General features: G+C 48.0%; 21 protein-coding genes and 1 riboswitch. Of the genes, 7 read left to right on the top strand and 14 right to left on the bottom strand.

Annotated elements, in window-relative coordinates; translation table 11 throughout:
• Positions 1-13 precede the first annotated feature (13 nt).
• Positions 14-128: riboswitch (SAM riboswitch) on the bottom strand.
• Positions 129-458: 330 nt separating this feature from the next.
• The 7 genes from msrA to kimA all read right to left on the bottom strand — a co-directional run bounded on the left by msrA (position 459) and on the right by kimA (position 8,060).
• Complete coding sequence (msrA, locus tag IEX81_RS08125) at positions 459-992, bottom strand: peptide-methionine (S)-S-oxide reductase MsrA (RefSeq protein ID WP_188802580.1); 534 nt, start codon at positions 990-992, stop codon at positions 459-461.
• Positions 976-2,301, bottom strand: a complete 1,326-nt coding sequence (locus IEX81_RS08120) for a sensor histidine kinase (RefSeq protein WP_188802579.1) — start codon at positions 2,299-2,301, stop codon at positions 976-978. The genes msrA and IEX81_RS08120 overlap by 17 nt, the downstream gene beginning before the upstream one ends.
• A gap of 13 nt (positions 2,302-2,314) precedes the next feature.
• Positions 2,315-2,986, bottom strand: a complete 672-nt coding sequence (locus IEX81_RS08115; RefSeq protein ID WP_188802578.1) for a response regulator transcription factor — start codon at positions 2,984-2,986, stop codon at positions 2,315-2,317.
• A gap of 199 nt (positions 2,987-3,185) precedes the next feature.
• Positions 3,186-4,349, bottom strand: a complete 1,164-nt coding sequence (locus IEX81_RS08110; RefSeq protein WP_188802577.1) for an ABC transporter permease — start codon at positions 4,347-4,349, stop codon at positions 3,186-3,188.
• Positions 4,346-5,035 carry an ABC transporter ATP-binding protein gene (locus tag IEX81_RS08105; protein WP_188802576.1) on the bottom strand — a complete coding sequence of 230 codons (690 nt, stop codon included), beginning with the start codon at positions 5,033-5,035 and terminating at the stop codon, positions 4,346-4,348. Before IEX81_RS08105 ends, IEX81_RS08110 begins: the two co-directional genes overlap by 4 nt.
• The gene (locus tag IEX81_RS08100) at positions 5,032-6,066 is read right to left on the bottom strand and encodes an RND family efflux transporter (RefSeq protein WP_188802575.1); all 1,035 of its coding nucleotides are present in this window, start codon (positions 6,064-6,066) and stop codon (positions 5,032-5,034) included. Before IEX81_RS08100 ends, IEX81_RS08105 begins: the two co-directional genes overlap by 4 nt.
• Before the next feature lie 161 nt (positions 6,067-6,227).
• A complete protein-coding gene (kimA, locus tag IEX81_RS08095) occupies positions 6,228-8,060 on the bottom strand; it encodes a potassium transporter KimA (protein ID WP_188802574.1) in 1,833 nt (610 codons plus the stop codon).
• 662 nt (positions 8,061-8,722) lie between these two features.
• On the opposite strand from kimA, the gene IEX81_RS08090 reads away from it, so the two are divergent.
• The 7 genes from IEX81_RS08090 (at position 8,723) to IEX81_RS08060 (ending at position 15,621) form a co-directional block, all read left to right on the top strand.
• Positions 8,723-10,921: an anthranilate synthase component I gene (locus IEX81_RS08090; RefSeq protein ID WP_229727524.1), complete on the top strand. Its 2,199-nt coding sequence runs from the start codon at positions 8,723-8,725 to the stop codon at positions 10,919-10,921.
• A 437-nt stretch (positions 10,922-11,358) separates the two neighbouring features.
• Positions 11,359-12,108, top strand: a complete 750-nt coding sequence (locus tag IEX81_RS08085; RefSeq protein ID WP_188802572.1) for a glycerophosphodiester phosphodiesterase — start codon at positions 11,359-11,361, stop codon at positions 12,106-12,108.
• Positions 12,109-12,430: 322 nt separating this feature from the next.
• Positions 12,431-13,108: a ribose-5-phosphate isomerase RpiA gene (gene rpiA, locus IEX81_RS08080; RefSeq protein WP_188802571.1), complete on the top strand. Its 678-nt coding sequence runs from the start codon at positions 12,431-12,433 to the stop codon at positions 13,106-13,108.
• A 21-nt stretch (positions 13,109-13,129) separates the two neighbouring features.
• Positions 13,130-13,783, top strand: a complete 654-nt coding sequence (rpe, locus tag IEX81_RS08075) for a ribulose-phosphate 3-epimerase (protein ID WP_188802570.1) — start codon at positions 13,130-13,132, stop codon at positions 13,781-13,783.
• 103 nt (positions 13,784-13,886) lie between these two features.
• A complete protein-coding gene (locus IEX81_RS08070) occupies positions 13,887-14,303 on the top strand; it encodes an Rrf2 family transcriptional regulator (protein ID WP_188802569.1) in 417 nt (138 codons plus the stop codon).
• Positions 14,304-14,359: 56 nt separating this feature from the next.
• Positions 14,360-14,998 carry an NAD(P)-dependent oxidoreductase gene (locus IEX81_RS08065; RefSeq protein ID WP_188802568.1) on the top strand — a complete coding sequence of 213 codons (639 nt, stop codon included), beginning with the start codon at positions 14,360-14,362 and terminating at the stop codon, positions 14,996-14,998.
• Positions 14,999-15,090: 92 nt separating this feature from the next.
• Entirely contained in the window at positions 15,091-15,621 is a 531-nt protein-coding gene (locus IEX81_RS08060) for a YceI family protein (RefSeq protein ID WP_188802567.1), read from the top strand.
• A 254-nt stretch (positions 15,622-15,875) separates the two neighbouring features.
• Here IEX81_RS08060 and IEX81_RS08055 read toward each other — a convergent pair whose 3' ends face one another.
• From IEX81_RS08055 to argF, 7 genes are all read right to left on the bottom strand, one after another.
• Positions 15,876-17,816 (bottom strand): ABC transporter ATP-binding protein/permease, encoded by a 1,941-nt coding sequence (locus IEX81_RS08055; protein WP_188802566.1) that lies wholly within the window; start codon positions 17,814-17,816, stop codon positions 15,876-15,878.
• A 311-nt stretch (positions 17,817-18,127) separates the two neighbouring features.
• Positions 18,128-18,865, bottom strand: a complete 738-nt coding sequence (locus tag IEX81_RS08050) for an ABC transporter permease (RefSeq protein WP_188802565.1) — start codon at positions 18,863-18,865, stop codon at positions 18,128-18,130.
• On the bottom strand, positions 18,865-19,596 hold the full coding sequence (locus tag IEX81_RS08045; RefSeq protein WP_188802564.1) for an ABC transporter ATP-binding protein: 732 nt from the start codon (positions 19,594-19,596) through the stop codon (positions 18,865-18,867). The genes IEX81_RS08050 and IEX81_RS08045 overlap by 1 nt, the downstream gene beginning before the upstream one ends.
• Entirely contained in the window at positions 19,593-19,820 is a 228-nt protein-coding gene (locus IEX81_RS08040; protein WP_188802563.1) for an AbrB/MazE/SpoVT family DNA-binding domain-containing protein, read from the bottom strand. Before IEX81_RS08040 ends, IEX81_RS08045 begins: the two co-directional genes overlap by 4 nt.
• A gap of 483 nt (positions 19,821-20,303) precedes the next feature.
• Positions 20,304-21,683 carry an argininosuccinate lyase gene (argH, locus tag IEX81_RS08035; RefSeq protein WP_188802562.1) on the bottom strand — a complete coding sequence of 460 codons (1,380 nt, stop codon included), beginning with the start codon at positions 21,681-21,683 and terminating at the stop codon, positions 20,304-20,306.
• A complete protein-coding gene (locus tag IEX81_RS08030; RefSeq protein WP_188802561.1) occupies positions 21,640-22,899 on the bottom strand; it encodes an argininosuccinate synthase in 1,260 nt (419 codons plus the stop codon). Before IEX81_RS08030 ends, argH begins: the two co-directional genes overlap by 44 nt.
• Before the next feature lie 39 nt (positions 22,900-22,938).
• Positions 22,939-23,901, bottom strand: coding sequence for an ornithine carbamoyltransferase (argF, locus tag IEX81_RS08025; protein ID WP_188802560.1), 963 nt, complete (start codon positions 23,899-23,901; stop codon positions 22,939-22,941).
• Positions 23,902-23,905: the final 4 nt, after the last annotated feature.

Here is a 23,905-nt window from a genome sequence, read left to right as displayed (position 1 = left end):
GTTGGCTGTTTTCTTCTTATCCCTCAAGCATATAATCCATGCTTGCTGGAATTAGCACCTTGTCGCCCCATCAGGCAACGGTTGCTGAAGCGTCATCGGGCCAGTCCCTCGGCTTCTCTTGATAAGAATCTTAACTATGAAATTATTGTATTGTTGATGACTAGTTTACAATACTCTTTTCGTTTTTTCAAGCAGGCTTTTCACTATTTTGAACAGGGGACGGGCTATTGTTCGCAAAAGAGCCGTATTTAACTCAGTCGATAAAAAGCATTCAAACCCCTGGCAACAAATCACCCAAAAGAGAATTTTTTGAAGACCGATATTTTTTTGAGGACGAACCGTTTAATTCCACGAAAGCTGATATTTTCTCGCGACGGTCGATATAATTTTCTAAACAATAAAAAGCCCCGTACGAGGCTTTTCAGCATTCATATCATAGGGACAGAAATAAGTTTATCTTACCTGCCCCATTTTTCTTTGATAAACGTGTCGCGGCCCGATTCACTTCGCTCCGCCGCATATCGATCCGGGTACTTTTTATAAAATTTCTGATGCTCCTCTTCAGCCGGGTAGAAGGGTGCGGCCGGAAGAATGCGCGTCACGATCGGCTTTGTAAAACGTCCGCTGGAAGCGAGCGCCGACTTTGACCGTTCTGCCAACGCTTTCTGCGCTTCATCATGATAAAAAATCGCTGTCCGATAATTGGAGCCGCGATCGAAGAACTGCCCTCCGTCATCGGTCGGATCGATTTGTGTCCAATAGAGTTCGAGCAGTTTCTCGTAAGGGAAGACGTCCGGATCAAAGGTGATCTGCACCGCCTCCATATGGCCGGTCGTTCCTGACTTGACCATTTCGTAGGTCGGAGCCTCAACCTTCCCGCCTATATATCCGGAGACGACTTTTTCAATACCCGGCAGTGTATCAAACGGTTTGACCATGCACCAGAAGCACCCGCCGGCAAAAGTTGCTGTTTCTTTATGATAACTGTTCATTGGCTTCTCCTTTTCCAGGTTCGTCATTGTTCCGTCTCACTTTTTCTCCCGCCTTCAATAATTCCGGCGTCCTATCCTCTTTTCTTATAAGGGGCAGGTACACGGTGAAGACGGTGCCCTCGCCCGGCTTGCTGTCAACTTCAATCCTGCCGCGATGCTTTTCAACAATCCATTGGGCGATTGCCAGCCCGAGCCCGGTTCCCTTTCGATCCGTCCGCGAGGCATCCGCCTGAAAGAAGCGATCAAAAATGTGCGGAAGGTCCTTTTCTGAAATGCCGATCCCGCTGTCCGACACCTTGAGTGTCACGGTTTTGTAATCCTGGGTGCAGGAGACGGCAATTTCCCCGCCCTTTTTCGTAAATTTCATCGCGTTATCGAGAAGAATGACCAGCAGCTGATGGATACGCTGCTCATCGCCGTTGATAATAATCGGTTTCTTATCCAATTCCAGAATAAACGTCTTTCCCTCAAAATCGGCCATTTCGGCAAAAGGCTCCGTTACCTTTTTCAGCATACGCTTCATGTCGAGCGGTTCGAGATTCACTTCCAGGCGGTTGGCATCGGAACGTGCGAGCGTCAGCAGACTGCCGACCAGTTTGGACAGGCGCCGGGTTTCGTCAAGCATCACGGCAATATCTTCGCCGGTATCCTGAATATGGCGCTTCGGCTGTCTAAGCAGTCCTTCAATCTTTAATTGAATAATAGAAAGAGGCGTACGCAGTTCGTGGGAAGCGTCGGCAACAAATCGGTTTTGTTTATCCCAGGCGTTTCGGATCGGACGGAGCGCCCAGCGCGCGAGGATGTAGCCGAGCGCGACAGAAAACAGGGTTCCAATGGCCATGCCACCTAAAATAATCGAAAGCAGTGTATTCAGCAGATTTCGTTCGGGATCGATATTAATAATAAAGTAAATGGTCAGCGCGGTTTTATTCGTATTGATCCTGTCAACCAGGACGTGAAAATAATAGCCGGCCACCTTCTTTTCAACAATTTGATCCGTTTTCTTCGTTAAAAACGGCTTAATTGTATCTGTATTAAGAGAATCCACCCTGTTGGAGAAGAGAACCTCATTATTTTGGTTAAGAATGGCAAAACTCAGCCTCGGATCACGCAGCCTTGGATCGTGCGGGAGCAAGGTGCCGCCCTCAGGCGAACTTAGAATCCCGGAAGCACGGGTCAGAATTTGATCGCTTCCCTGATAGAGCACGGTTTTTTCATAAATATAGATCGTTCCTCCAAGAAGACTGATCAGACAAATCAAAATGATGGAGTTCAGGACAGTCAGCTTAATCAGTGTTTTTCGAAACATGGACTGATCCCGCTCACTGATTCGACAGCATATACCCAATACCTCTTACCGTTTGGATATCCTTGTCATAACCATATTTTTTCAGTTTTTTACGAAGCTGGTGAACATAAACTTCAACGATACCGACCGTGGTATCGGAATCGAAGCCCCAGATTCTGTCAAATATTTGTTCACGCGTCAGAATCTGTTCGGCATTATGAATCAGGTACTCCAGCAGCTCATATTGTTTGACCGTAAAGGGGATTACTTCTCCGTCAATTTTGATTTGTTTATGCTTTTCGTCGATCACAATGCCCTTATAGCACAGTGTCTGATCCAGTGTCATGGGTGAACTTCGGCGCAGGATGGCGGATATCCTCGCTTTCAATTCCTGATTCTGAAAAGGTTTGACAATATAGTCGTCTCCGCCCAGATTCAGGCCTTTTACCCGATCATCCACAGCATCCCGGGCCGTCAGAAAAACGACCGGTGTCGTGATTTTTTCCGAACGCAGCCGTCTGGTCACTTCAAAACCGTCCATCTCGGGCAGCATGACGTCGAGAATCAAAGCATCATAAATATTCTGTTCCGCCATGTACAGGGCGTCTTCACCGTTTGCCGCCGAATCGACCGTGTACTCATCTGAAAGAAGTTTCACGATCTCTTCAAGCAAGGACGGATTATCCTCAACAGCAAGCAGTCTCATCTTATTCAGCCTTCCTTCTCCAACCAAATGATCGTGTACTTTTGTGAAAAAAGACGTTAATTATCTTTTTCCCTGCAGCTTCGTTTAAAAAGGGACTTTGGCTAAGTATGTCCATCTGTTCTCCTGATGTAATCCCTTTATTTTACACGTTGCTGTGCCGTTTTAAAAGTTTTGAAAATCTCATAATGCGATTTTCGTTTTATTCGAATCGCAGAGCTTCAATCGGGCTCAGTTTCGATGCCTTGTTAGCCGGGAAGACACCGAAGATAATGCCGATGAGTGCTGAAAACAGGAAGGCAAACACGATGACCGTTATCGAATATACCGCGAGTCCTCCTGTCACGGTCGTGTAGATCCAGCCTGCGAGAAGCCCGATGGCCACACCGCAAAGCCCGCCGATCATACTGAGCACCGTGGATTCAATCAGAAACTGCAGGAGGATATCCCGCCTCTTGGCGCCGATCGCTTTCCGAATACCGATTTCCCTCGTCCGTTCCGTTACCGATACAAACATGATATTCATGATCCCGATACCGCCGACAAGCAGCGAAATGCCTGCGATACCTCCAAGGAGCATAGTCATCGTCTGTGTGACAGAATCCATCGCGTTCATGACATCCTGCTGATTGATGACTGTGTAATCATCCGTATTGCTGTATACCTGCCCTACCGCTCTCTGGATCCCCGCCATCGCTATATTGACATCCTGCTGATTGTCGGCCTGAGCATAAAACTGCGTGATATGGGTGGTCTGCAGGAGTCTCTGTGCCGTGGAAAACGGAATGAACACCGATTGATCGCTGCTCTGTCCCATCGATCCGCCTTTCGTATTCAGGACGCCGATGACGTTATACCGATTACCGTTAATAAGAACACTTTGATTGACAGGGGATGCGCTGCCGAATAGTGTCTGAGCAACCTGGCTTCCGAGAACGACCTCTTTTTGACGGTATTGATCGTCAATCGTTGAGATAAAACGTCCGTCACCCACTGAAAGCTGCCGGGTTGTCAGATAATCAGCGTTCGTTCCGGTCAGAGCGACCTGAGTCGACGTACTCCCGTTTTGTACCGTCACACGGCCGGTGAGGACGGGAGATATACTTTTCACGCCGTAGACTTTTTGAACCTGCCCGATATCATCCATTGTATAGGGCGTATCCGTGTTCATGATGTTGACCGTAATGAGATTTGTTCCCAGACTGTTGACACTGTCGGCTACGGACTTGCTCGATCCCTGACCGATGGCAACAAGCACAATGACCGATGATACCCCAATTATAATACCCAGCATCGTCAGAAAAGCCCGGGTTTTATTTGCGCGTATATTGCGGAGTGCCATGTTAATTGAAGTGAGTAGGTTCATAAGACATGCTCACCTTCGTACAGTTTGCCGTCGCTGATGCTGACCGTTCGTTTCGCTTTTCTAGCGACATGCAAATCGTGTGTGATTAAAATGATCGTGCGCCCTTCTTTATTCAACGCGATCAAAAGATCCATAATTTCTTCGCTCGTCCGGCTGTCGAGCGCGCCAGTCGGTTCGTCAGCGAGAAGGATGGACGGCTGTCCGACAAGCGCCCGTGCTATGGCAACACGCTGCTGCTGGCCTCCAGAAAGCTGATTCGGAAGATGTTCCGCACGTTCTTCGATACCGACCTGAGCGAGACTCGCCATAGCCTGTTCCCTTCTTTCCTTTGCTTTTGTTCCACGATAAATCAGCGGCAGTTCGACATTTTCCAGTGCGGTCAGTTTGCCAAGCAAATTGAAGTTTTGAAAAATGAAACCGATCTTCTGGTTGCGGATGTCCGCCAGCTGCCAATCTTTCAGGCTGTCGACATGGCTTCCGCCAAGCACATATTCGCCGGAGTCCGGATGATCCAGGCAGCCCATTGTGTTCATCAGTGTCGATTTTCCCGACCCGGAAGGACCGACAATGGAGACAAAATCTCCCTCTTCAATCGACAGGCTGACATGGTCCAGGGCATGGACCGTATTTTGGCCCATTTTGTACGTTTTCTCGATCTTCTTCAAGGAGATCATGGTCTCTGTCATTGCTGGTTGCCTCCCCCGTTAGCCCTTTGTCCTTGTCCGCGCTTAAATCCGCCGCCGCGATTGCCGCCCATACCGCCAAACAGACCGTTGCCGCCGTACATGCCGCCAAACTGCTGTCCGTTCACAGCCGCATTAATTGTTGCCCGGGTAATCGCCGGAAGCTGCACAACCTCGCCTTCCTGCAATCCTGACAAGATTTCAATCGATTGATCATTGTGCAGCCCCGTTGTCACGCTCACCCGATTGCCAAGCTGGTGATCAATGCGGTTCATACGGCTGCCGTATGAACCGCCGGCAGTGCTGCTGTCTGAAGAAGATGCCGCTGATGCATAAACAAAGGACTGACCTCCCTGTTGATGTACCGCTCCTGAAGGAACGTAAAGTGTGTTGTCTTTTTTCTGAATGACAACGTCCGCCGTTGCCGTCATTCCCGCTTTCAATCCGGTTGAATTAGCCATTTGAATCGTCACATTAAACGTCGCTACGCCATTCGTATCCGTTCCCGCATTGGCAATCGAAGTGACGGTTCCGGCAAATTTCTGATTCGGGTAAGCATTGACGGTCACCGTCACAGCTTGTCCGTCTTTTAATTTCGGGATATCCAGTTCATCAACCTGAGCGACCATATTCAGGTTGTTGTAATTCGTTAAATGAGCAATCACCTTTCCAGCGGCTGCCCGATCTCCGGCAAACAGATTCAGGTTGGAAATGGTTCCGTTATCCGGTGCGGTCAGTGTCGTCCCGTCTGTATAAGTAACCAGTGTATCCCCTTTTTTGACCGTTGCGTTGTTTGCTGTATTAACAGAGGAAACGGTTTTAGATGCATCGCCTGAACCAATTACGATATCTTCATCGACAGCAGGCGTTAAATCTCCCGATCCTGTAACGTCCGATGAAATTGAACCTTTTTGAACGACTGCCGTCGGAATAATCATCTGCGCCTGAGCCGATTGGTTCCTGTTCAGAAACCAGAATGCCCCCCCTCCGACAACAATAATCACTGCAATTATGATCAGCCAGCCCTTCTTCATGCCTGGTGCTCCCCCTCATTTATTTCAAATGGTTGAAAAATCTCCTGGTGATAGTTTAGGAGCATTTTCTTAAGAATTGCTTAATGAGGAAAGGCGGAATGCAAAGCTAAAATACAAAACCGTTCGCTATCATCGCAAACGGTTTATCGGATCATACGCTATTATTTTTTAAAATGATAAGGGACAGTGGCAATTACGACATCGGCAAGTCTGATCAGACTTGCCTTGATCAGCGTTCCGGATTGGTTGTGAAGGAAATTCTGCCACCATTTTTTTGTATAGAACTGCGGGAAAACAACCGTAACCGTTGCTCCCGTCTGGTCCGCCTTCCATTTTACTGTGTCAATAAATTTATCCAGCGGGCTGATGATGCTGCGATAAAGGGAATGCAGAGTCACCAGGCGGATGCCCGTATTCCATTGATTCCATTCGTTCTCCATTTTTGAGATAGCCTGGGGACTGTCTCCGACATAGACGGCAATCACATTTTTGGACAACGATTTGGCATAAGTCAGGGATTGTTCGACAACTTTGGTTATTCCGGCAACCGGTACGACAATGATGTTGTCCGTCGTGCGAACCGATCGGAGCGGGATCGACAGATCAAGACGAAGCTGTTCGGCGACCAGCATATAGTGCTGATGTATCTTATGAAAAATGAAGATGACAATGGGAAGAAAGATTAAAACCGGCCAGATCTGCCCAAACTTAGTCAGAAAGAAAATGATCAGGATCAGGTAGCAGATCAAGGCCCCGGTTAGATTGATGAACAGTCTGCCCGTCCAGCCCTTGGGCCGTTCACGGATCCAGTGTACAATCATTCCGGTCTGAGATAGTGAAAATGGAATAAATACACCGACCGCATAAAGGGGAATCAGATTCTCGGTTTTTCCGCTGAAAATGATGATCAGCAAGATTGACATCACACCCAGCGTGATAATTCCGTTTGAATAGCCCAGACGGTCTCCCTTTATTTTAAACGGGCGCGGCATGTACTTGTCGTTAGCCAGATTATAGGCGAGCATCGGAAATGCAGAATATCCCGTGTTGGCGGCAAGGACCAAAATAAGTGCCGTGGAAACCTGAATCATATAGTAAAAAATGTTGCGGCCGAAAAGCGTCCCTCCAAGCTGAGACAGCACGGTTTGATCGCTCATCGGCCGGATCCCGTACCAATAAGATAGGAAGACCGTTCCTGCGAGAAGAAAAGCCAGTATCCCGCCCATCATCAGTAAAGTTTTCGCCGCGTTTTTCGGGGCCGGGTCCTTGAAGCTCGGAATCGCGTTCGAAATCGCCTCAACGCCGGTCAATGCAGAACATCCCGATGAAAAGGCGCGCAGCAGCAGAAAGAGGCTGACCCCTATGACTGGGGTGCCGATTGGCGTGTGCGGATGAACCGGAGTCGTCTGACCGGTAAGCGCGCCGAAAACACCCGCGCCAATAACAAGAACCATCATGACAACGAAAAAGTAGACAGGATAAGAAAGCAGCGTTGCCGAATCGGTCAATCCGCGCAGGTTCAGGATCGTAATAATAACAACAATAACGACGGCAACTGTAACATTATAGGCACGGAGCGCCGGGAATGCAGAGGTGATCGCGTCCGTCCCTGCCGAGACACTGACGGCAACCGTCAAAATATAGTCAACAAGCAGCGATCCTCCGGCTGTCAGGCCGAAATTCACGCCCAAATTCTCTTTTGAAACCATATAGGCTCCTCCGCCCTGAGGATAGGCAAAAATAATCTGGCGATAAGATAGAATAAGAGCAACCAAAAGGACGAGCACTCCGAGTGAAATCGGCAGTGCATACCATAACGCAGCCCCGCCAGCCACAACCAGCACGATCAGGATTTGTTCAGGCCCATAGGCAACCGATGAAAGCGCATCGGACGATAAAACAGCCAGCGCCTTCAATTTATTCAGCTTCTGACTGTGGATTTCATTTGATTTGAGAGGCCTGCCGATCAGCATTCTTTTCATTTTCGCAAACATTGCATCATCACCTTCATACATTTGGGTTTACATGAATTGATGATTTGGCCCGGATCGAATTTGAAGCCCAAAAAGAAAAGGCTCAAAGCGGAAAATTTCCGATTCCACCCGAAAGCCTGTCACTTTTTGTATCTGTTCTATAGTCCAAAAATCGTTTCAATTGAGCTTGTATGAACGTTTACTCAACGATCAAAAGCCATGCCCTTTCATGCATTCTGATTGTATGCTAATGATATAAAAGATGCAACAGTTTTTATAAAAGCTGTGCAGCCGGCTTAATCTCCCGCAAAATTTCCCGGGTAATTTCCAGCATACGACAGCGTTTTTATTTCTCATCGTTTATTCTTCTATTATGCCGGACACTCGAATGGGTCCGGTTTAGCCGCTCTTCCCGTCCCTGTACCCATCGCGTGGTTCAAAATGTGTCAATCGTGATCGGACAGCTATCCCTCCCGATCATTAGTAACTTTTCTAATTGAATTTTTTTTATTTTCCCTGTATGATGAAAAAAGCACAGTCAAGTTGAGCAGAGCAAAGAAGAGCAGAGCCTGAGAGAAGAAAAGTTTAAGAGATTAATGGGATTCCGGCGGGAGCCGCTCATTTTTCGATTCCGAATCAGAATTGCTCTTCTGTATAATTTATTTATACGGGAGGTCTTTTTGTTGAGTCTTTTATCCGGTGTTAACGCCTCACAGGGGTCTACTTTTTACACAACAAGCGAAGGTCTGCGCATCGCCCGCAGCCAGTTATCCTGCCCGGCGGACAAACCCGTTTCACTCTTGCTGAGTCAGCTCGATGATCACAAGGGTGCGCTTTTTTCCAGCACTTATAAATTCCCCGGCCGTTATTCCAGATGGGATATCGGCTTTATCAATCCCCCTTTGGAACTCACGGCCAAAGAAAACACCTTTCATATCCATGCATTGAATGAACGTGGAAAAGTAATTCTGGCTTATTTGGTCGAATGTTTAAACCACCCGGCATTAGTCTTTGAAAAAAACGGTGACACGGAATTATCCGGAACTGTCCGGACAGACCGTGATGAGGTGATTAAGGAAGAAAACCGGACACGCCGTCCCTCCATTTTTACCTTGCTGCGGCAGATTCGCCGGCTTTTCCATATTGATGATGAATTTCTCGGACTGTACGGCGCTTTCGGTTTTGATTTAATCTTTCAATTTGAACAATTACCGATGTGTAAAGAACGAGATGCGAAGCAAAACGACTTGCAGCTGTACCTGCCCGATGAGCTGTTTGTTGTGGACCGAGAGAAAACCGAGGCCTACCAGCTTTCTTATGAATTCAGTTACAAAAAGCGGACAACGGAAGGTCTGGCTCGTGACGGGAGACGGTTTCCTTTCTATCCAAACGGCGACAGCCGCGCGTCCGCAGCTTTTGCCGACAAGAAAGGTGACTATGCCGAGATGGTCCGGCAGGCAAAAGTCGCATTTAAAAAAGGCGACCTGTTTGAAGTAGTACCCAGCCGTTTACTGTCCCGGCCATGCAAAAGCCGTCCATCAAACGTTTTTCGCCGTCTTCAGGAAATCAATCCGAGCCCCTATGGTTTTCTCATTCATTTGAACGAAGAAGAATTTCTGGTCGGCTGTTCTCCGGAAATGTTTGTCCGGGTCGATGGGGCAACCGTGGAAACCTGCCCCATTTCCGGCACAATCAAACGCCGCGGTTCGGTCATCGAGGATGCCGAACAGATCAAGGCACTGCTCGGATCGGTGAAAGAGGAATCTGAACTGACCATGTGCACCGATGTGGACAGGAACGACAAATCACGGATTTGTGTACCGGGGACGGTTGAAGTCATCGGCAGACGCCAGGTCGAAACCTATTCGCATTTGTTTCACACCGTCGATCATATTAAGGGCCTCTTAAAAAAAGATTTTGACGCTCTGGATGCTTTTATCACGCACATGTGGGCGGTCACCGTTACCGGAGCACCGAAACTGGAAGCCATGAACTGGATCGAGAAACACGAAAAGAAACCACGGGGCTGGTACGGCGGAGCCGTCGGCTGGTTCAGATTTGACGGCAGCCTGAACACAGGGCTTACCCTGAGAAGTCTGCGCATACAAAAAGGGATGGCTCAGATTCGTGTCGGTGCGACGCTGCTTTACGACTCTGTTCCCGAAAATGAGGAACAAGAAACACTGACAAAGGCGGGAGCACTGATGGAGGCGCTTGAAACAAGCGGGCGGTCTGAACATGGGAACAAGGAGGAGCCGGACAGCGTGCAGCCTGGAAAACATCTCCGTCTCCTGTTTGTAGACCATGAGGATTCTTTTGTCCATACATTATCCGGATATTTTCAAACACTCGGCGCTGAGGTCACTGTTTGCCGGAGCCCTGCGGCACGGAGACTGATCGAGGAAGGCAGCGAACCTGCCGATCTCGTGGTTCTGTCGCCCGGACCCGGAGAACCGGACCGTTTTCACATGAACGAAACCATCCGCCTGTGCCTGGAACGCCATCTGCCGATCTTCGGAATCTGTCTTGGTCTGCAAGGAATTGTCCGTTATTTCGGAGGCGAACTTAAGGAACTGGACGTCCCGGCACACGGAAAATCGTCCTTCGTGGTTCACGACGGTCGGTCTTCACTGTTCAAAGACGTGCCGAGACGCTTTAAGGCAGGCCGCTATCATTCGATCTGCGCCGGCCGGCTGCCTTCTGAACTGAACGCCGTCGCCGAAACGGAAGACCACGTGATCATGGCTGTTGAACATCGCAGCCTGCCGATCAGCGCCGTCCAATTTCATCCGGAGTCGATTATGACGATGGGTGAAGGAATCGGCATGAAGATTTTGGAGAATGTGCTCCGAGCCATCAGCATGCAGCCTGCCGGAAAATAAAAGATCGGAATAACTCGGATATAGTTTTTTTCCATACATTTACAAAAGACGTAAATCTTATTGAAAAAATGAACGCCCATGATCTTTTTCGTAAAAAAGATTAAGAATTACTGTCTTCCTCTCGTTTTCTATAACAATTCATGTTACAGTATGAGGTGAGGTTGTGTCCTTTTTCACAAGGGCGAAAAATTGGTAAAACGGAGGACCTGGCCGCGGGCCAAGTGAATCCGCAACTGTCATTATTTCTTTTTATTCAAATCGCATGTGAAAAACCGTTTTGCAGCGGAAGGAAGAACAGATCAGGCGTCGGCCGTCTCTCTGTTCTTTTATTAACGGTCGGATGCAGCCTCAATGCGCCGATATTTTTTACTGGAAATGTTGCATTTATCTATCTTACTGTATGTATGGTTCCTGTTATGTATGGAGGAGGATATTACATGAGAACTGCCATTTTTGCTCATCGCGGCAGTAAAGCAAATCGTCCTGAAAATACGCTGTCCGCTTTTGAGGAAGCGATGCGGGTCGGAAGCGACGGCATTGAACTGGATGTTCACTTAACAAATGACCAGGAAGTTGTTGTCATGCACGACGAGAAAGTCAACCGGACGACAAACGGCAAAGGGCAGGTCAAAAACTTCACACTGAACGAACTGAAAGAACTGGATGCCGGCTCCTGGTTTTCACCCCAATATTCGGGTGAAAGAGTTCCGACACTCAAAGAAGTTCTGGAACTGTTGTCCGATTTTCCAGGAGTCCTTAATATAGAATTCAAGACCGACAGAAACACCTATCCGACGATCGAGGAGCGTGTTGCCCGTCTGGTCAGCCGGTACCGGTCGAATTTGCCCGTTGTCTATTCATCTTTCAATCATGAATCGCTCATTCGTCTGAAAGAAATAGATTCGAACGCGGATCTGGCCCTGCTGCTCTGGGAACGCCTGGCTGAGCCGTGGCGCTATACGCAGCAGGTCGGCGCATCCGCCCAGCACTTGTGGGAACCTTCCGCCCTCTCTGAAACCGGAAAGCAGCTTCAGAAACATGGTGTCAAAGTCCGCGCCTGGACGGTCAACAAACCGAAAAATATGCAGAAAACCTTTGAAATGGGTATTGACGCTATGATCACCGATTATCCTGAAGTCGCGCTCGACCTCAGAAAAAGCTTCGAGTCTATGAAAAAGTCGCTCTGAAGAAATTTTCTATAAAAGAGCCTGGCATGATATAAATGCCGGGTTCTTTTTTATTCACGGAATTGTCCGGAAAAAAGTCAAACCCGAATGCCGCCGGCAATTAAAAAGTGTTATGATAGGAAAGGTGAATTCCTCTTAAGCGGTTACTCCAATCCCTGCGGCACGTCCGTACCGCCTTTTTTGCGGACAGCTCGTGATGCCTTAACGGAAGTACACGCAGCAATTTAATTCTTTTCCGCTTAATGAGAGCGTTAACATCAAATTTTTCCGAATTTTTTTGGGTCGACTGAGACCAATCATTACAAGAAACTGAGGGATACTTATGGACGGCAAAGAAGCGGCGGGCCGAAAGGCAATCGATGAAATTCATGAAGGAATGACGGTCGGTCTCGGGACCGGATCAACCGTTTATTACTTTCTTGAAGCATTGGCCGAAAAAGTCTCGGCCGGTCTTTCAATCACCGGCGTCACCACATCGCAAAGAACGGCTGAACTGGCCGGAAAATGGCATATTCCGCTGCAGTCATTAAACAATGTAGAAAGAATTGATCTGACGATTGACGGTGCGGATGAAGTGGATCCGTCACTGAACGGCATCAAAGGCGGAGGCGGTGCCCTGCTTTATGAAAAGCTGGTCGCCAAAGCTTCGGAAAAACGGATCTGGATCGTTGACAGCAAAAAAGTGGTAAAGAAGCTGGGCGCCTTTCCTTTGCCTATTGAAGTTGTTCCCTTCGGCTGGAAACAAGTAGAAGCGTTCATGACAGAAAAGGGATACAGGCCCCGGCTGCGCCAAACGCCCGGCGGACAGCCCTTTGTCACGGACGCTCATCATTATATCCTCGACCTTCACTTGGACTTCATCGGTAATCCGAAGGCACTCGCGGATGAACTGGATCATGTGACCGGCATCGTTGAGCACGGACTGTTTGTCTCTATGACCGACAAGGTCCTGATCGGTTATTCCGATGGACATGTCGGGACACTGGCCAAAGAAAAATAATGGCTCAAAGGATGAATGAATATGAAAAAAATTGCACCCTCTATTCTAAGCGCTGATTTTTCAAAACTGGCCGCTGAAGTTGCCGAAGTCGAACAGGCGGGCGCGGACTATCTTCACATCGATGTCATGGATGGCCACTTTGTCCCCAATGTCACTTTCGGACCCAATGTCATCCAAAGCCTGCGTCCCTGCACTCGTCTGCCGCTGGACGTGCATTTGATGATGACGAATCCTGAAAATTATATTGAAGCTTTTGCCAAAGCGGGCGCCGACATCATCAGTGTCCACGCGGAAACCTGCCCCCACCTTCATCGCGTGCTGCAGCTCATTCATACGTCCGGAGCCCGGGCAGGTGTCGTGCTCAACCCAGCCACTCCGGTATCTGCGCTTGAGTATGTCATGGACAGCACGGATCTCATTCTGATCATGACCGTGAACCCGGGATTCGGCGGGCAAACCTTCATTCCCGGTATGATCGACAAAATCAGACAGACACGGGATTTGATCGCCAATCAGTCACGGCCGATTGAAATTGAGGTTGACGGCGGAATCAACGGCGAAACTGCGAAGTCGTGCGCGGATGCCGGGGCGGATGTTTTTGTTGCCGGATCATTCATTTTCGGAAAAAAAGACCGTGCGCAGGCGGTTCAGTCGCTCAGATCGGCCTTGTCATGATCTGAAGCGCCTTTCGGCACATCGTCATTTTTCAAAAATAAATTTGACAAATTGTTGATAATCGCTTACCTTGTAATTACAATAGTTACAGGTGGTGAGGGATTTGATTAACACACGCGTCGCCGTCGCAATCCACATTCTGGCGCTGATCGCCTCAAAGCCGCATGATGATCTCGCTTCAGACTATATCGCGTCAAGCGTCAATACCCATCCGGTGGTGATCCGGCGGATCCTGGGCATGCTGCGAAAGGCGGATCTGATTCGCACTTCTGCCGGCAAGGCCGGGGCAGCTTTGACATCACCCCCGTCAGAGATTTCCTTGTTTCTAGTGTATCGGGCCGTTGAGCCGGACAATGAGCTTTTTTCTGTTCATGAAAATCCCAATCCGCATTGTCCGGTGGGAAAGCGTATTAATGCGGTGCTTGATGAAGCATTTCACGGTGCACAGGCGGCTCTTGAGAAGAAACTGGCCAGCCAGAGCATTCAGGATATACTGGATCATCTTTTTCAGAAAGACTGATCCAGTTGCAGTCATCTTGTAACCAATTCAGTTACATATCAAAAGGAGGGTAATCGATGAAGATAGCTATTATCGGTGCCGCCGGAAAAGCGGGTTCGCGAATCTTAAAAGAAGCCGCCGGACGCGGACATGAAGTCACCGCCATTGTCCGCCATCCGGAGAAACTGGAAGATTCCGGTGTTCCGATCATTAGAAAAGATATCTTTGATTTAACTTCAGAGGACTTGGTTCCGTTCGACGTTGTGGTCAATGCTTTTGCCGCACCGCAAGGCAAAGAACACCTGCATGTTGAGGCTGGACGTTCGCTGATTCACGCACTGGCCGGCTCCGGCAGCACGCGACTGATTGTCGTCGGAGGTGCCGGAAGCCTGTATGTTGATGAAGCGAAAACGACACGGGTCGTTGACACACCCGACTTTCCAAAACAGTTTTATAATACGGCAGTCAGTCAGGCAAAGAATCTTGACGATTTGAAACAATCGAAGAATCTTTCTTGGACATTTATCAGCCCTTCGGCTCTATTTGCCTTGGGTAGACGGACGGGACATTACACGACGGGAAAAGACCGGCTTCTGGTCAATTTAGAAGGAAAAAGCTATGTCAGCTATGAGGATTATGCGGCTGCGGTCGTCGATGAAATTGAAAAACCCGAACATATTAATCAGCGTTTTACCGTCGTCTCGGAATCCGAGTGAGGACTGACCAGCTTTTTGCCGGAAAAAGCCTGACCTAAAGGACTCGAGACGCGTTCATCAAATAAAATCATGGATTAAGGGAGAGGATTTACATGGCAAATTGGACAATCGACACGGCACACACAGAAACGGCATTCTCAGTAAAACATATGGGACTCGCAAACGTCAGAGGCAATTTTCAAACCACATCGGGCACAGTGACGACTGACGACAGCGGCAAAATCACAGCTATTGATGCAAAGATCGATGCAGCAAGCGTTGACACAAGAAACGCTGACCGTGACAATCACTTGAAGAGCGCTGATTTCTTTGACGTCGAGAAGTTTCCGGACATTCACTTTGTTTCCACTTCGATTGAAAGCAAGGATGAAGATGAATACATCATTAAAGGTGATCTGACCATTAAAGATGTGACCAAACCGATTTCATTCGACGCAGAGATCGGCGCACCAATCGATGATCCATACGGCCTGAAACGGAGCGGCGCCAGCCTCTCGTTCTCAATCGACCGCCGTGATTTCAAGCTGACCTGGAGTCAGGCACTGGCCAACGGCAGCCTTGTTGTCGGCAACAAGATCAAAATTACCGTAGATGCCGAGATCACGCAGAATCCGGTTGCTTAATAATCCAGGATCAAAATTTAAAACGTAAAGTAAAAAGACCGGGTTACAACGCCCGGCCTTTTTTATACTATAGGAAAGTTTAAAATTCAGCGGATTATAGTCTAAGCGACCGAACAGATCGCCGCGTCCTGCGGCATGTTCGGCATTAGGCCGTCCTGGCCGTCACAACTAAGGCTCAGCCTACGCCAGGGCTTGGCTTCGCCAAGTTTTCTAATATGAGATAAAATCATTGATCGATGTCTTTAATTTTCTTATTATTCATAACGGCGTAAGGATTCTACAGGATCCAGATTAGCCGCTTTGGCCGATGGTGCAAGTCCGGCAATCACGCTGATACCGACACTGACAATCAGACCGAACACTACGAATCCGGGTGTGACGTTTAAGAGTGCTACGTGCATATGCGGACGGGCAAAATGATTGCCAATGGCACCGGCAACGAATGCAATCAAAATGCCTATGGCGCCGCTGAACAAACCGAGAAGGCTCGCTTCTGAGAAGAACAAGTGGCGAATGTCTTTGCGCCGGGCCCCAAGCGCCCTGAGAATACCGATTTCTTTTGTCCGTTCCGTCACACTGATATAGAGAACAACAATGATCATGATTGCCGAAACGAGAAGTGAGATGCCGGCGATCGCTGCCAGAACATATGAAGCCAGAGCAATGTACAGGTTCAATGAGTCTAAAAAGGCCCCGGCACCGCTGATTGAATAGCCATGCTTTTTAAAATAGTTCTGGACGTTTTTCACATTTTCAATTTTATCGACTTTAACTGTTGCAATATTCGGCTTTACTGTCAAATTTTGTTCATTATACATCGACTGGAGGGTCGAATAGTCCGCAGTCAGCAAGCCCATCTGCGCACTGCCATTAAAAATAGCTGATACTTTCAGGTTTTTCTGCATAACAATCGGGAGCTGGTTTTTGTCGGTCATATTAACGTAAAATGTTACGTTTTTACCGATCAAGCTGCTTGGGTTCTTCGTCAATTGTTTAGCAACATCCTGGCTCAACCCGATTTCGCCCGCTCCGGGCAAATGGCTGCCCTTAGCAAGATCCTTATTCGGAACGGCACTATCCAGCGTCTGGAAGTATTGCGGGATGGCCATTTTACTGCCTAGCTTGACTCGGGATGAAGAGAGCCAGAGCACTTTTTCTACGGAAGACACATGCTTGACTTTCTTTATTTTCGCAAGATCACTATCAGAAATGACAACTGAATTCTTAATCTGACTGCTCTCCCCATCCTGCTGAGACAAACCTTTTTTTGTTAATTGCATGACGGTCGGATTGACGTTTTTCATAATTTGATCATTAATATACGATTGCACGCCGCTCCCGAGTGAAAGCATGATAATCACACTGAAAATACCGATCGCTCCGCCAAGCGTGACAAGAATGTTTCGTTTCAGATTGTGGCTGATGTTGTCAAGCGCCATTTTAAATGTCGCAGGCACGCTCAGGTTTTTGGTCTTAGACTCTTCACGATGCTCAGGAATAGGATAGGCGTCCTTCAGCCGGATATCGTCGGCGATGCGCCCGTCATCAATTTTGATGATCCGTGTGCCATAATCGGCAACCTTTTGCGAGTGTGTGACCGTCACGACAAGCTTGCCTTGCTTGGCGATGCTGTCCAGCAGTTCCATGATTTGCTCGCTGTTCTTCTTATCGAGCGCCCCGGTCGGTTCGTCGGCAAGAATAATATCGGGATTGTTCGCCAATGCCCGCGCGATCGCCACACGCTGTTTCTGCCCGCCGGATAATTGATTCGGCCGCTTATGCAAGTGGTCCGCCAGCCCGACCGTTGTCAGCAGTTCTTTGGCATGCGCCACCCGCTCTTTTTCCGACATCGTCGTCATCTTCAGTGTGAAGAGGACATTATTTAAAACGGTCATGTGGTTGATCAGGTTAAAGCTTTGGAAAATGAAGCCGACATTCGTCTTCCGATAGTCATCCAGCTCTTTTTCTTTCATTTCGTGCAGCGCTCTGCCGTTAATCAAAACGTCGCCTGTGTAATCCTTGTCCATGCCTCCGATGATGTTCATCAATGTTGATTTCCCGCCGCCGGATTCTCCAAGGATGGAAACAAACTCGCCGCGTTCCAGTTTCAGATCAATACCGTGCAGTACCGGAAATCTTTGTTTGCCGGAAAGCTTGTACGACTTATGAATGTCTTTTAATTCGATGTAACTCACGCCGTATCCTCCAGTTAATGGAATCTGTACCAAAAGGGTGACTGGATTCCTGAAATTATTTTTATTGTTATATTTTAACAATAATACGAGCTGGTTTAACCCGCTTCGAGAACTAAGTTCCACTAAGTCTTTAGCCGTACTTTTTCTTTGGAAAATATTTTCTTTTTTTAAATCTATCATCAGCATAACAAACCACGCTGAAATAAATAGTGACATTCAGCTAAAATTAGTGACAAAAAAATGTCAGCCAGTTAACACATGACTGATTTTTTTCATCCTTTACAAGATAAAAATGATGGATCATAGATAGATTACCTAGCGTCACTTCTCATTTTTTTATTAAAAACATAGATTGCGAGAGAAAAAATAACCACCGCATAGGCAACGACCCACAGAAGATGCGGGAAAATGGATACATAGTCTCCGGCGACCGCCGCCCTCGCGGCTTCTACCGCGTGGACAAAGGGCAATGCGTTCGCAGCAGCTTTGAATGCGCTGCCGACCAGATTCAAGTCAAACCATGTGCCGCTCAGCCATGCAACAAGATTCGTCAGCAATGCACCGCAGACGCCGCCGACCTGTTTGTCTGTCAGCAGGCTTCCGGCAAGCAATCCGATCGCGATAAAAAGAATGGCGGCAGGAATCAGTACAAGCAGTGCAAGCAGCAGATTAATATTGACTGATAATCCAAGAAAATAAGCAACGAGAAAACAAATGATGCTCTGCATGACTGCCATTGGTAAAAGCGGAAGGGTGTATCCGAGTATAAAATCGGACGCGGAAAGCGGTGAAGCGAACAACCGTATCAGGAATGAAGTGCTTCTGTCCTTAGCAATCAGCATTCCGGAAAACAACGAGATAAATGATAGTCCGAAAACAGCAATTCCCGGAGCAAGGTTTCCAATTTTAAACAAACTGACCGGAATATTCGTCTGAATAGCGGAAAGCAGCAGTAGCAAAACCAGTGGAAAACCTATACCGAAAGCCAGGTTTAAAGGGTCTCTGAGAATCTCTTTACGATTGCGTGCAGTGAATGCCAGCATTTTCATCATGAAACCTCGCTTTCCGTTGCAAGTGCGATAAACGCGTCCTCAAACTTTTCTGTATGTGTGTTCAACATCAGTTCTTTCGCTGTTCCAACTGATTTTAACCGGCCCTTCGCCATAATAGCGATTCTATCCGAAAGTGCCTCGGCTTCTTCAAGATAGTGTGTTGTGAGAATAATCGTAATCTTGCCCTTCAGCCTTTCTATAATGTTCCAAAGACCGCGCCGGGCAAGGACATCAAGTCCCAGTGTCGGCTCGTCTAAGAATAGAATCTGCGGGCTTGAAATGAGTGCCATCGCAATACTCAATCGTCTCTGCCAGCCGCCTGATAGAGTTTTTGCCTTGCTCTTTGCGACTTCTGACAGCTCAAAATTTTCAATCATTTCTTTTGTCTTTTTTGCTGCTTCTTTTCTGCCACTGCCATAAAGTCCTGCAATTGTTTCTAAATTTTCTTTCACTGTTAAATTCGGCGCAACTGCAGTTTCCTGTGGTGAAACATTAATTTTCTGCTTTACCGCCATTGGATTGGCAGCAATACTATCGCCAAGCAAAACAGCATCACCGCTTGTTGGCTTGCTCAGACAGGAAAGCATTTTTATCGTTGTTGTTTTCCCAGCGCCATTGACACCGAGTAAGGAAAACAGTTCACCTTGTTCAATAGAAAGATTTAATTGATCCACGGCGGTTTTCTCTTTAAATTTTTTAGTCAGATTTCTGGTTTGAATGGCAATCATTTTTCATCATCTTCTTCACGTTTTTGTGCGTCAAATATTGCCTGAGCAAAGCGCATATAATCATCATTTTTTACAATCGCAATCCCCTGTGCTTCATCGCCAAGTAAAAGAAGAGTATCTCCCGGCTTAATGTTGAAAACATCACGAGCTTCTTTTGGAATCACAATCTGTCCCTTTTCTCCAACTTTTGCTGTCCAAATGTACTTGCCTTTCGGGTTTGCCATCATTTACCTCCATTGTATGTTTTATATTATTTATACCACTTGTTATATTTATATTATTTGTATAACAAATCATACTTCCAAGATATTCAATTGTCAATATAAACCAAAAGAGAGCACACAAATTTTTTGTGAACTCTCTTTTTAAGTAAGGTGTATATAATTTAGATTAAGAAACAGACATGAACAAAGCCCGGATAGTATTCTGATTTATCACACTTATTGATTCCAGGCCGTTTACTGTTGATTCTTCGAATTTTACTGCCGATTCCGGAACAGCACGTCCCATCGAATGTTCCAGTAAATAAACCACAGTATATCTTAACAGAAAAAACACCGAATACTCATTTTGGTATCCGGGTTTTCTATGAAAACTATATACAAAATATAGGGGGTCAACTTAGTCATCATCGGCCCTGTATCCATTCATTCAGATGAATGGATACAGTTCAGGCCGCTGGCCCTGCTTCGCGCCGGAACCGCAATTTAAGCCTGAGCCAGTTTTTCCTCGGCCAGCTTCAATTGCTTTTCGACTTGATGCGGGGCGGTTCCGCCCTCGCTTTCACGGGCGCGCATCACATTTTCCGGCTTCAGCGCTTCAAAAATGTCTTCCGCAAACAACGGACTGAATTGCTTGTAGTCTTCCATGCTGAGTTCAAGCAAGTATTTGCCCTGTTCGATCGCATAGAGGACCATTTTCCCTGTGATGGCGTGGGCCTCCCGGAATGGCAGCCCCTTTTTCGCCAGATAGTCTGCGATATCCGTCGCGTTGGAATAGTCCTTTTCGACTGCGTGACGCATCCGGTCTTTTCTGACCGTCATCGTCTCCAGAATCGGCGCCAGCAATTGCAGTGCGCCACTAATCGTCCTGACTGTGTCGAAAATGCCCTCCTTGTCTTCCTGCATATCCTTGTTATAAGCGAGCGGCAGGCCTTTCAGAACCGTGAGCAGACCGATCAAATGTCCGAACACACGCCCTGTTTTCCCGCGCAGCAGCTCGGAGACGTCCGGGTTCTTTTTCTGCGGCATGATGCTCGAACCGGTGCAGAACGCGTCATCCAATTCGATAAAACGGAATTCCTGGCTGCTCCACAGCACCATTTCTTCAGAAAGCCGCGACAGGTGCACCATGATCAGCGAACAATCAGCCAGGGCTTCAACAACGAAATCGCGGTCGCTGACAGCGTCTAGGCTGTTCGGGTAAATATCGTCAAAATCGAGCAGTTCGGCAACCCGACGGCGATTGATCGGAAACGTTGTTCCGGCAAGCGCTCCGGCGCCGAGCGGCAGCACGTTGATACGCTTCAGGCTGTCCGAAAGCCGGCTCTTGTCACGCTCGAACATCCAGAAATAAGCCAGCAAATGGTGTGCAAAGGATATCGGCTGTGCTCTTTGCAGATGCGTGTAGCCCGGCAGAATGGTATCCACGTTTTGTTTTGCCTGCTCAAGCAGGGCGGACTGAACATGTTCCAGAAGCGCGATCAGTTTTTTCGTCTTATTCCGCATATAGAGGTGCATATCGGTCGCTACCTGGTCGTTGCGGCTTCGGCCAGTATGCAGCTTTCCGCCGACCGCTCCGATTTCATCGATCAGCATTTTTTCAATATTCATATGGATGTCTTCCTGATCGATGGAAAAAGCAGCCTCGCCCCTTTTCACCTTCTCGAGGATTGTCTGAAGTCCCTGCCTAATCGTTTCCGATTCTTCCGGAGAGACAATGCCGCATTCGCCCAGCATCTTCACATGAGCAAGACTTCCCTCAATATCTTCCTGCGCCAGTTCCTTATCGTAGGAAATCGACGAGGTGTATTCGTCAACCAGTTTATTTGTTGACTTCGTAAACCGGCCGCCCCATAGCTTCGCCATGATTTGCCTCCGTTTCGGTATCGTTCTTGTGCACTTCAGCGTTGACTTTTGTCGGCAGGCCCCACAGTTTGATAAAGCCGACGGCAGCGTTGTGGTCGAAAGCGTCGCCCTTCGTGTAGGTTGCCAGTTTTTCATTATACAGGCTCTTATCCGACGCGCGGCCGACGACAAAATGATTGCCCTTGAATAGCTTGACACGAACTTTTCCGGAAACAACCTGCTGCGTGTTATCGACAAACGCCGACAACGCTTCTCTTATCGGTGAATACCACAGACCGTCATAAATGACCTGCGAGATTTCTTTGTCAATCAGCGGTTTGAACTTCGATACTTCTTTAGTCAGCGTGATGGTTTCAAGTGCCTGATGCGCGTTGATCAGGATCAGCGCCGCCGGATTTTCGTACACTTCACGCGATTTGATCCCGACAAGCCGGTTTTCAACGTGATCGATGCGACCAACGCCATGCAGCCCGCCCAGTTTATTTAACTTCTTGATAATATCTACAAAATTCAGCTTTTCTTCATTTAGCGCAACCGGAATGCCTTTTTCAAAAGTGATTTCGATATATTCAGGTGTATCAGGCGTTTTTTCAATTGGGTTCGTCCATTCAAAGGCAGCTTCTGGTGCCTCGTTCCATGGATTTTCCAGAACGCCGGCTTCACATGCCCGGCCCCAGATGTTGGCATCGATTGAGAATGGATTGTCCAGATCAACAGGAATCGGGATATTGTTCTTTTCCGCATACTTGATTTCTTCATCACGCGTCATGCCCCATTCCCGGACCGGAGCAACAACCTTAAGCGTCGGATCGAGTGCCTGAATCGATACTTCAAAACGAACCTGATCGTTTCCTTTGCCTGTGCAGCCGTGAGCGACGGCCACAGCTCCTTCTTTGTGCGCCACATCAACAAGCAGTTTGGAAATCAACGGGCGGGACAATCCGGACGAAATCGGATAGACGCCTTCATAGAGCGCGTTGGCTTTCAGCGCTGGAGCCAGATAACCTTCTGCAAGCAGATCTTCCGCATCAACGATATAGGATTTGATCGCTCCGACATCGAGCGCCTTCTGTTTCACCATTGCCAAGTCTTTGCCCTCGCCGACATTGATGCTCAGTGCAACAACATCATAGTCATATTTGTCCTGAAGCCATTTAATGCATACTGAAGTATCAAGACCGCCGGAATACGCCAACACTATTTTTTCTTTTGCCATATTAATAATCCTCCTTTGATGTCTTGCACGTTTTTATTTTTAATTGCTTTCCATAAGGCATTTCAGAATCGCTTTATGCGCATGCAGCCGGTTTTCCGCCTCGTCAAAGACAGCGGAATGTGGTCCGTCAATGACGCTTGCCGCTACTTCTTCACCGCGGTGAGCCGGCAGGCAGTGAAGAAAAAGGTAATCGTCCTTTGCCAGACGGGCTAATTCTTCGTTAACCTGAAAACCTTTGAAATCATGCAGCCGTTTTTCCTTCTCCGCTTCTTCGCCCATGCTCGCCCAGACATCAGTGATTACGATATCGGCTCCTTCTGCCGCTTCCTGAGGAGAATGGGTGAATCCGACTTTGCAGCCGTTTTCCGCGCCGCGTTTCTCCGCAGCAGCAAGAATCGCTTGGTCCGGCTCGTAGCCTTCCGGACTGGCAACCGTCATGTCCATACCCACTGCAGCTGCGCCTTCAAGAAGAGAATGGGCCATATTGTTATAGCCGTCACCAATGAAGCATGCCTTCAGCCCCTTCAGCGTTCCTTTGTGTTCGTAGATGGTCAGAAGATCCGCCAGCACCTGGGTTGGATGATGGGTATCGGTCAGTCCGTTGATCACCGGCACATCGGCATACCGCGCTAGCTCTTCCACTTTTTCATGAGCGAACGTACGGATCATGATGCCGTCAACATACCGGGAGAGCACCCTTGCCGTATCCGGGATCGGTTCTCCGCGACCGATCTGGATGTCCCGGCTGCTGAGAAAAAGCGCCGAACCGCCCAGCTGATACATGCCGACTTCAAATGAAACCCGCGTCCGTGTCGACGACTTTTCAAAAATCATCGCCAGCGTCTTGCCATTTAAATAAGGATGGGGAATATTTTTTTTCTGCAGTTGCTTCATGTCCAGCGCCTGCTGTAAGAACGTCTGAATTTCTTCCGGCGTAAATTCGGCGATTGTCAGAAAGTCTCTGCCTTTCAGTGTAAAAAAGGTATCTGAATCATTGACCACGTCT

Origin of the sequence: Sporolactobacillus putidus, assembly GCF_014647035.1 — a bacterium.
Taxonomy (GTDB): Bacteria; Bacillota; Bacilli; order Bacillales; family Sporolactobacillaceae; genus Sporolactobacillus; species Sporolactobacillus putidus.
The sequence above is the reverse complement of the archived record's forward strand: the minus strand, read 5'-3'. Positions and strand labels throughout refer to the sequence as shown.

What these genes read in the sequence shown, in the direction of transcription:
- rpiA (WP_188802571.1), top strand. Translation starts at nt 12,431, where the DNA reads ATGGACGGCAAAGAAGCGGCGGGCCGAAAGGCAATCGATGAAATTCAT.
- IEX81_RS08045 (WP_188802564.1), bottom strand. Translation starts at nt 19,596, where the DNA reads ATGATTGCCATTCAAACCAGAAATCTGACTAAAAAATTTAAAGAGAAA.
- msrA (WP_188802580.1), bottom strand. Translation starts at nt 992, where the DNA reads ATGAACAGTTATCATAAAGAAACAGCAACTTTTGCCGGCGGGTGCTTC.
- IEX81_RS08115 (WP_188802578.1), bottom strand. Translation starts at nt 2,986, where the DNA reads ATGAGACTGCTTGCTGTTGAGGATAATCCGTCCTTGCTTGAAGAGATC.
- IEX81_RS08065 (WP_188802568.1), top strand. Translation starts at nt 14,360, where the DNA reads ATGAAGATAGCTATTATCGGTGCCGCCGGAAAAGCGGGTTCGCGAATC.
- IEX81_RS08105 (WP_188802576.1), bottom strand. Translation starts at nt 5,035, where the DNA reads ATGACAGAGACCATGATCTCCTTGAAGAAGATCGAGAAAACGTACAAA.
- rpe (WP_188802570.1), top strand. Translation starts at nt 13,130, where the DNA reads ATGAAAAAAATTGCACCCTCTATTCTAAGCGCTGATTTTTCAAAACTG.
- IEX81_RS08060 (WP_188802567.1), top strand. Translation starts at nt 15,091, where the DNA reads ATGGCAAATTGGACAATCGACACGGCACACACAGAAACGGCATTCTCA.
- IEX81_RS08050 (WP_188802565.1), bottom strand. Translation starts at nt 18,865, where the DNA reads ATGAAAATGCTGGCATTCACTGCACGCAATCGTAAAGAGATTCTCAGA.
- IEX81_RS08030 (WP_188802561.1), bottom strand. Translation starts at nt 22,899, where the DNA reads ATGGCAAAAGAAAAAATAGTGTTGGCGTATTCCGGCGGTCTTGATACT.
- argH (WP_188802562.1), bottom strand. Translation starts at nt 21,683, where the DNA reads ATGGCGAAGCTATGGGGCGGCCGGTTTACGAAGTCAACAAATAAACTG.
- IEX81_RS08100 (WP_188802575.1), bottom strand. Translation starts at nt 6,066, where the DNA reads ATGAAGAAGGGCTGGCTGATCATAATTGCAGTGATTATTGTTGTCGGA.
- kimA (WP_188802574.1), bottom strand. Translation starts at nt 8,060, where the DNA reads ATGTTTGCGAAAATGAAAAGAATGCTGATCGGCAGGCCTCTCAAATCA.
- IEX81_RS08120 (WP_188802579.1), bottom strand. Translation starts at nt 2,301, where the DNA reads ATGTTTCGAAAAACACTGATTAAGCTGACTGTCCTGAACTCCATCATT.
- IEX81_RS08040 (WP_188802563.1), bottom strand. Translation starts at nt 19,820, where the DNA reads ATGGCAAACCCGAAAGGCAAGTACATTTGGACAGCAAAAGTTGGAGAA.
- IEX81_RS08110 (WP_188802577.1), bottom strand. Translation starts at nt 4,349, where the DNA reads ATGAACCTACTCACTTCAATTAACATGGCACTCCGCAATATACGCGCA.
- IEX81_RS08085 (WP_188802572.1), top strand. Translation starts at nt 11,359, where the DNA reads ATGAGAACTGCCATTTTTGCTCATCGCGGCAGTAAAGCAAATCGTCCT.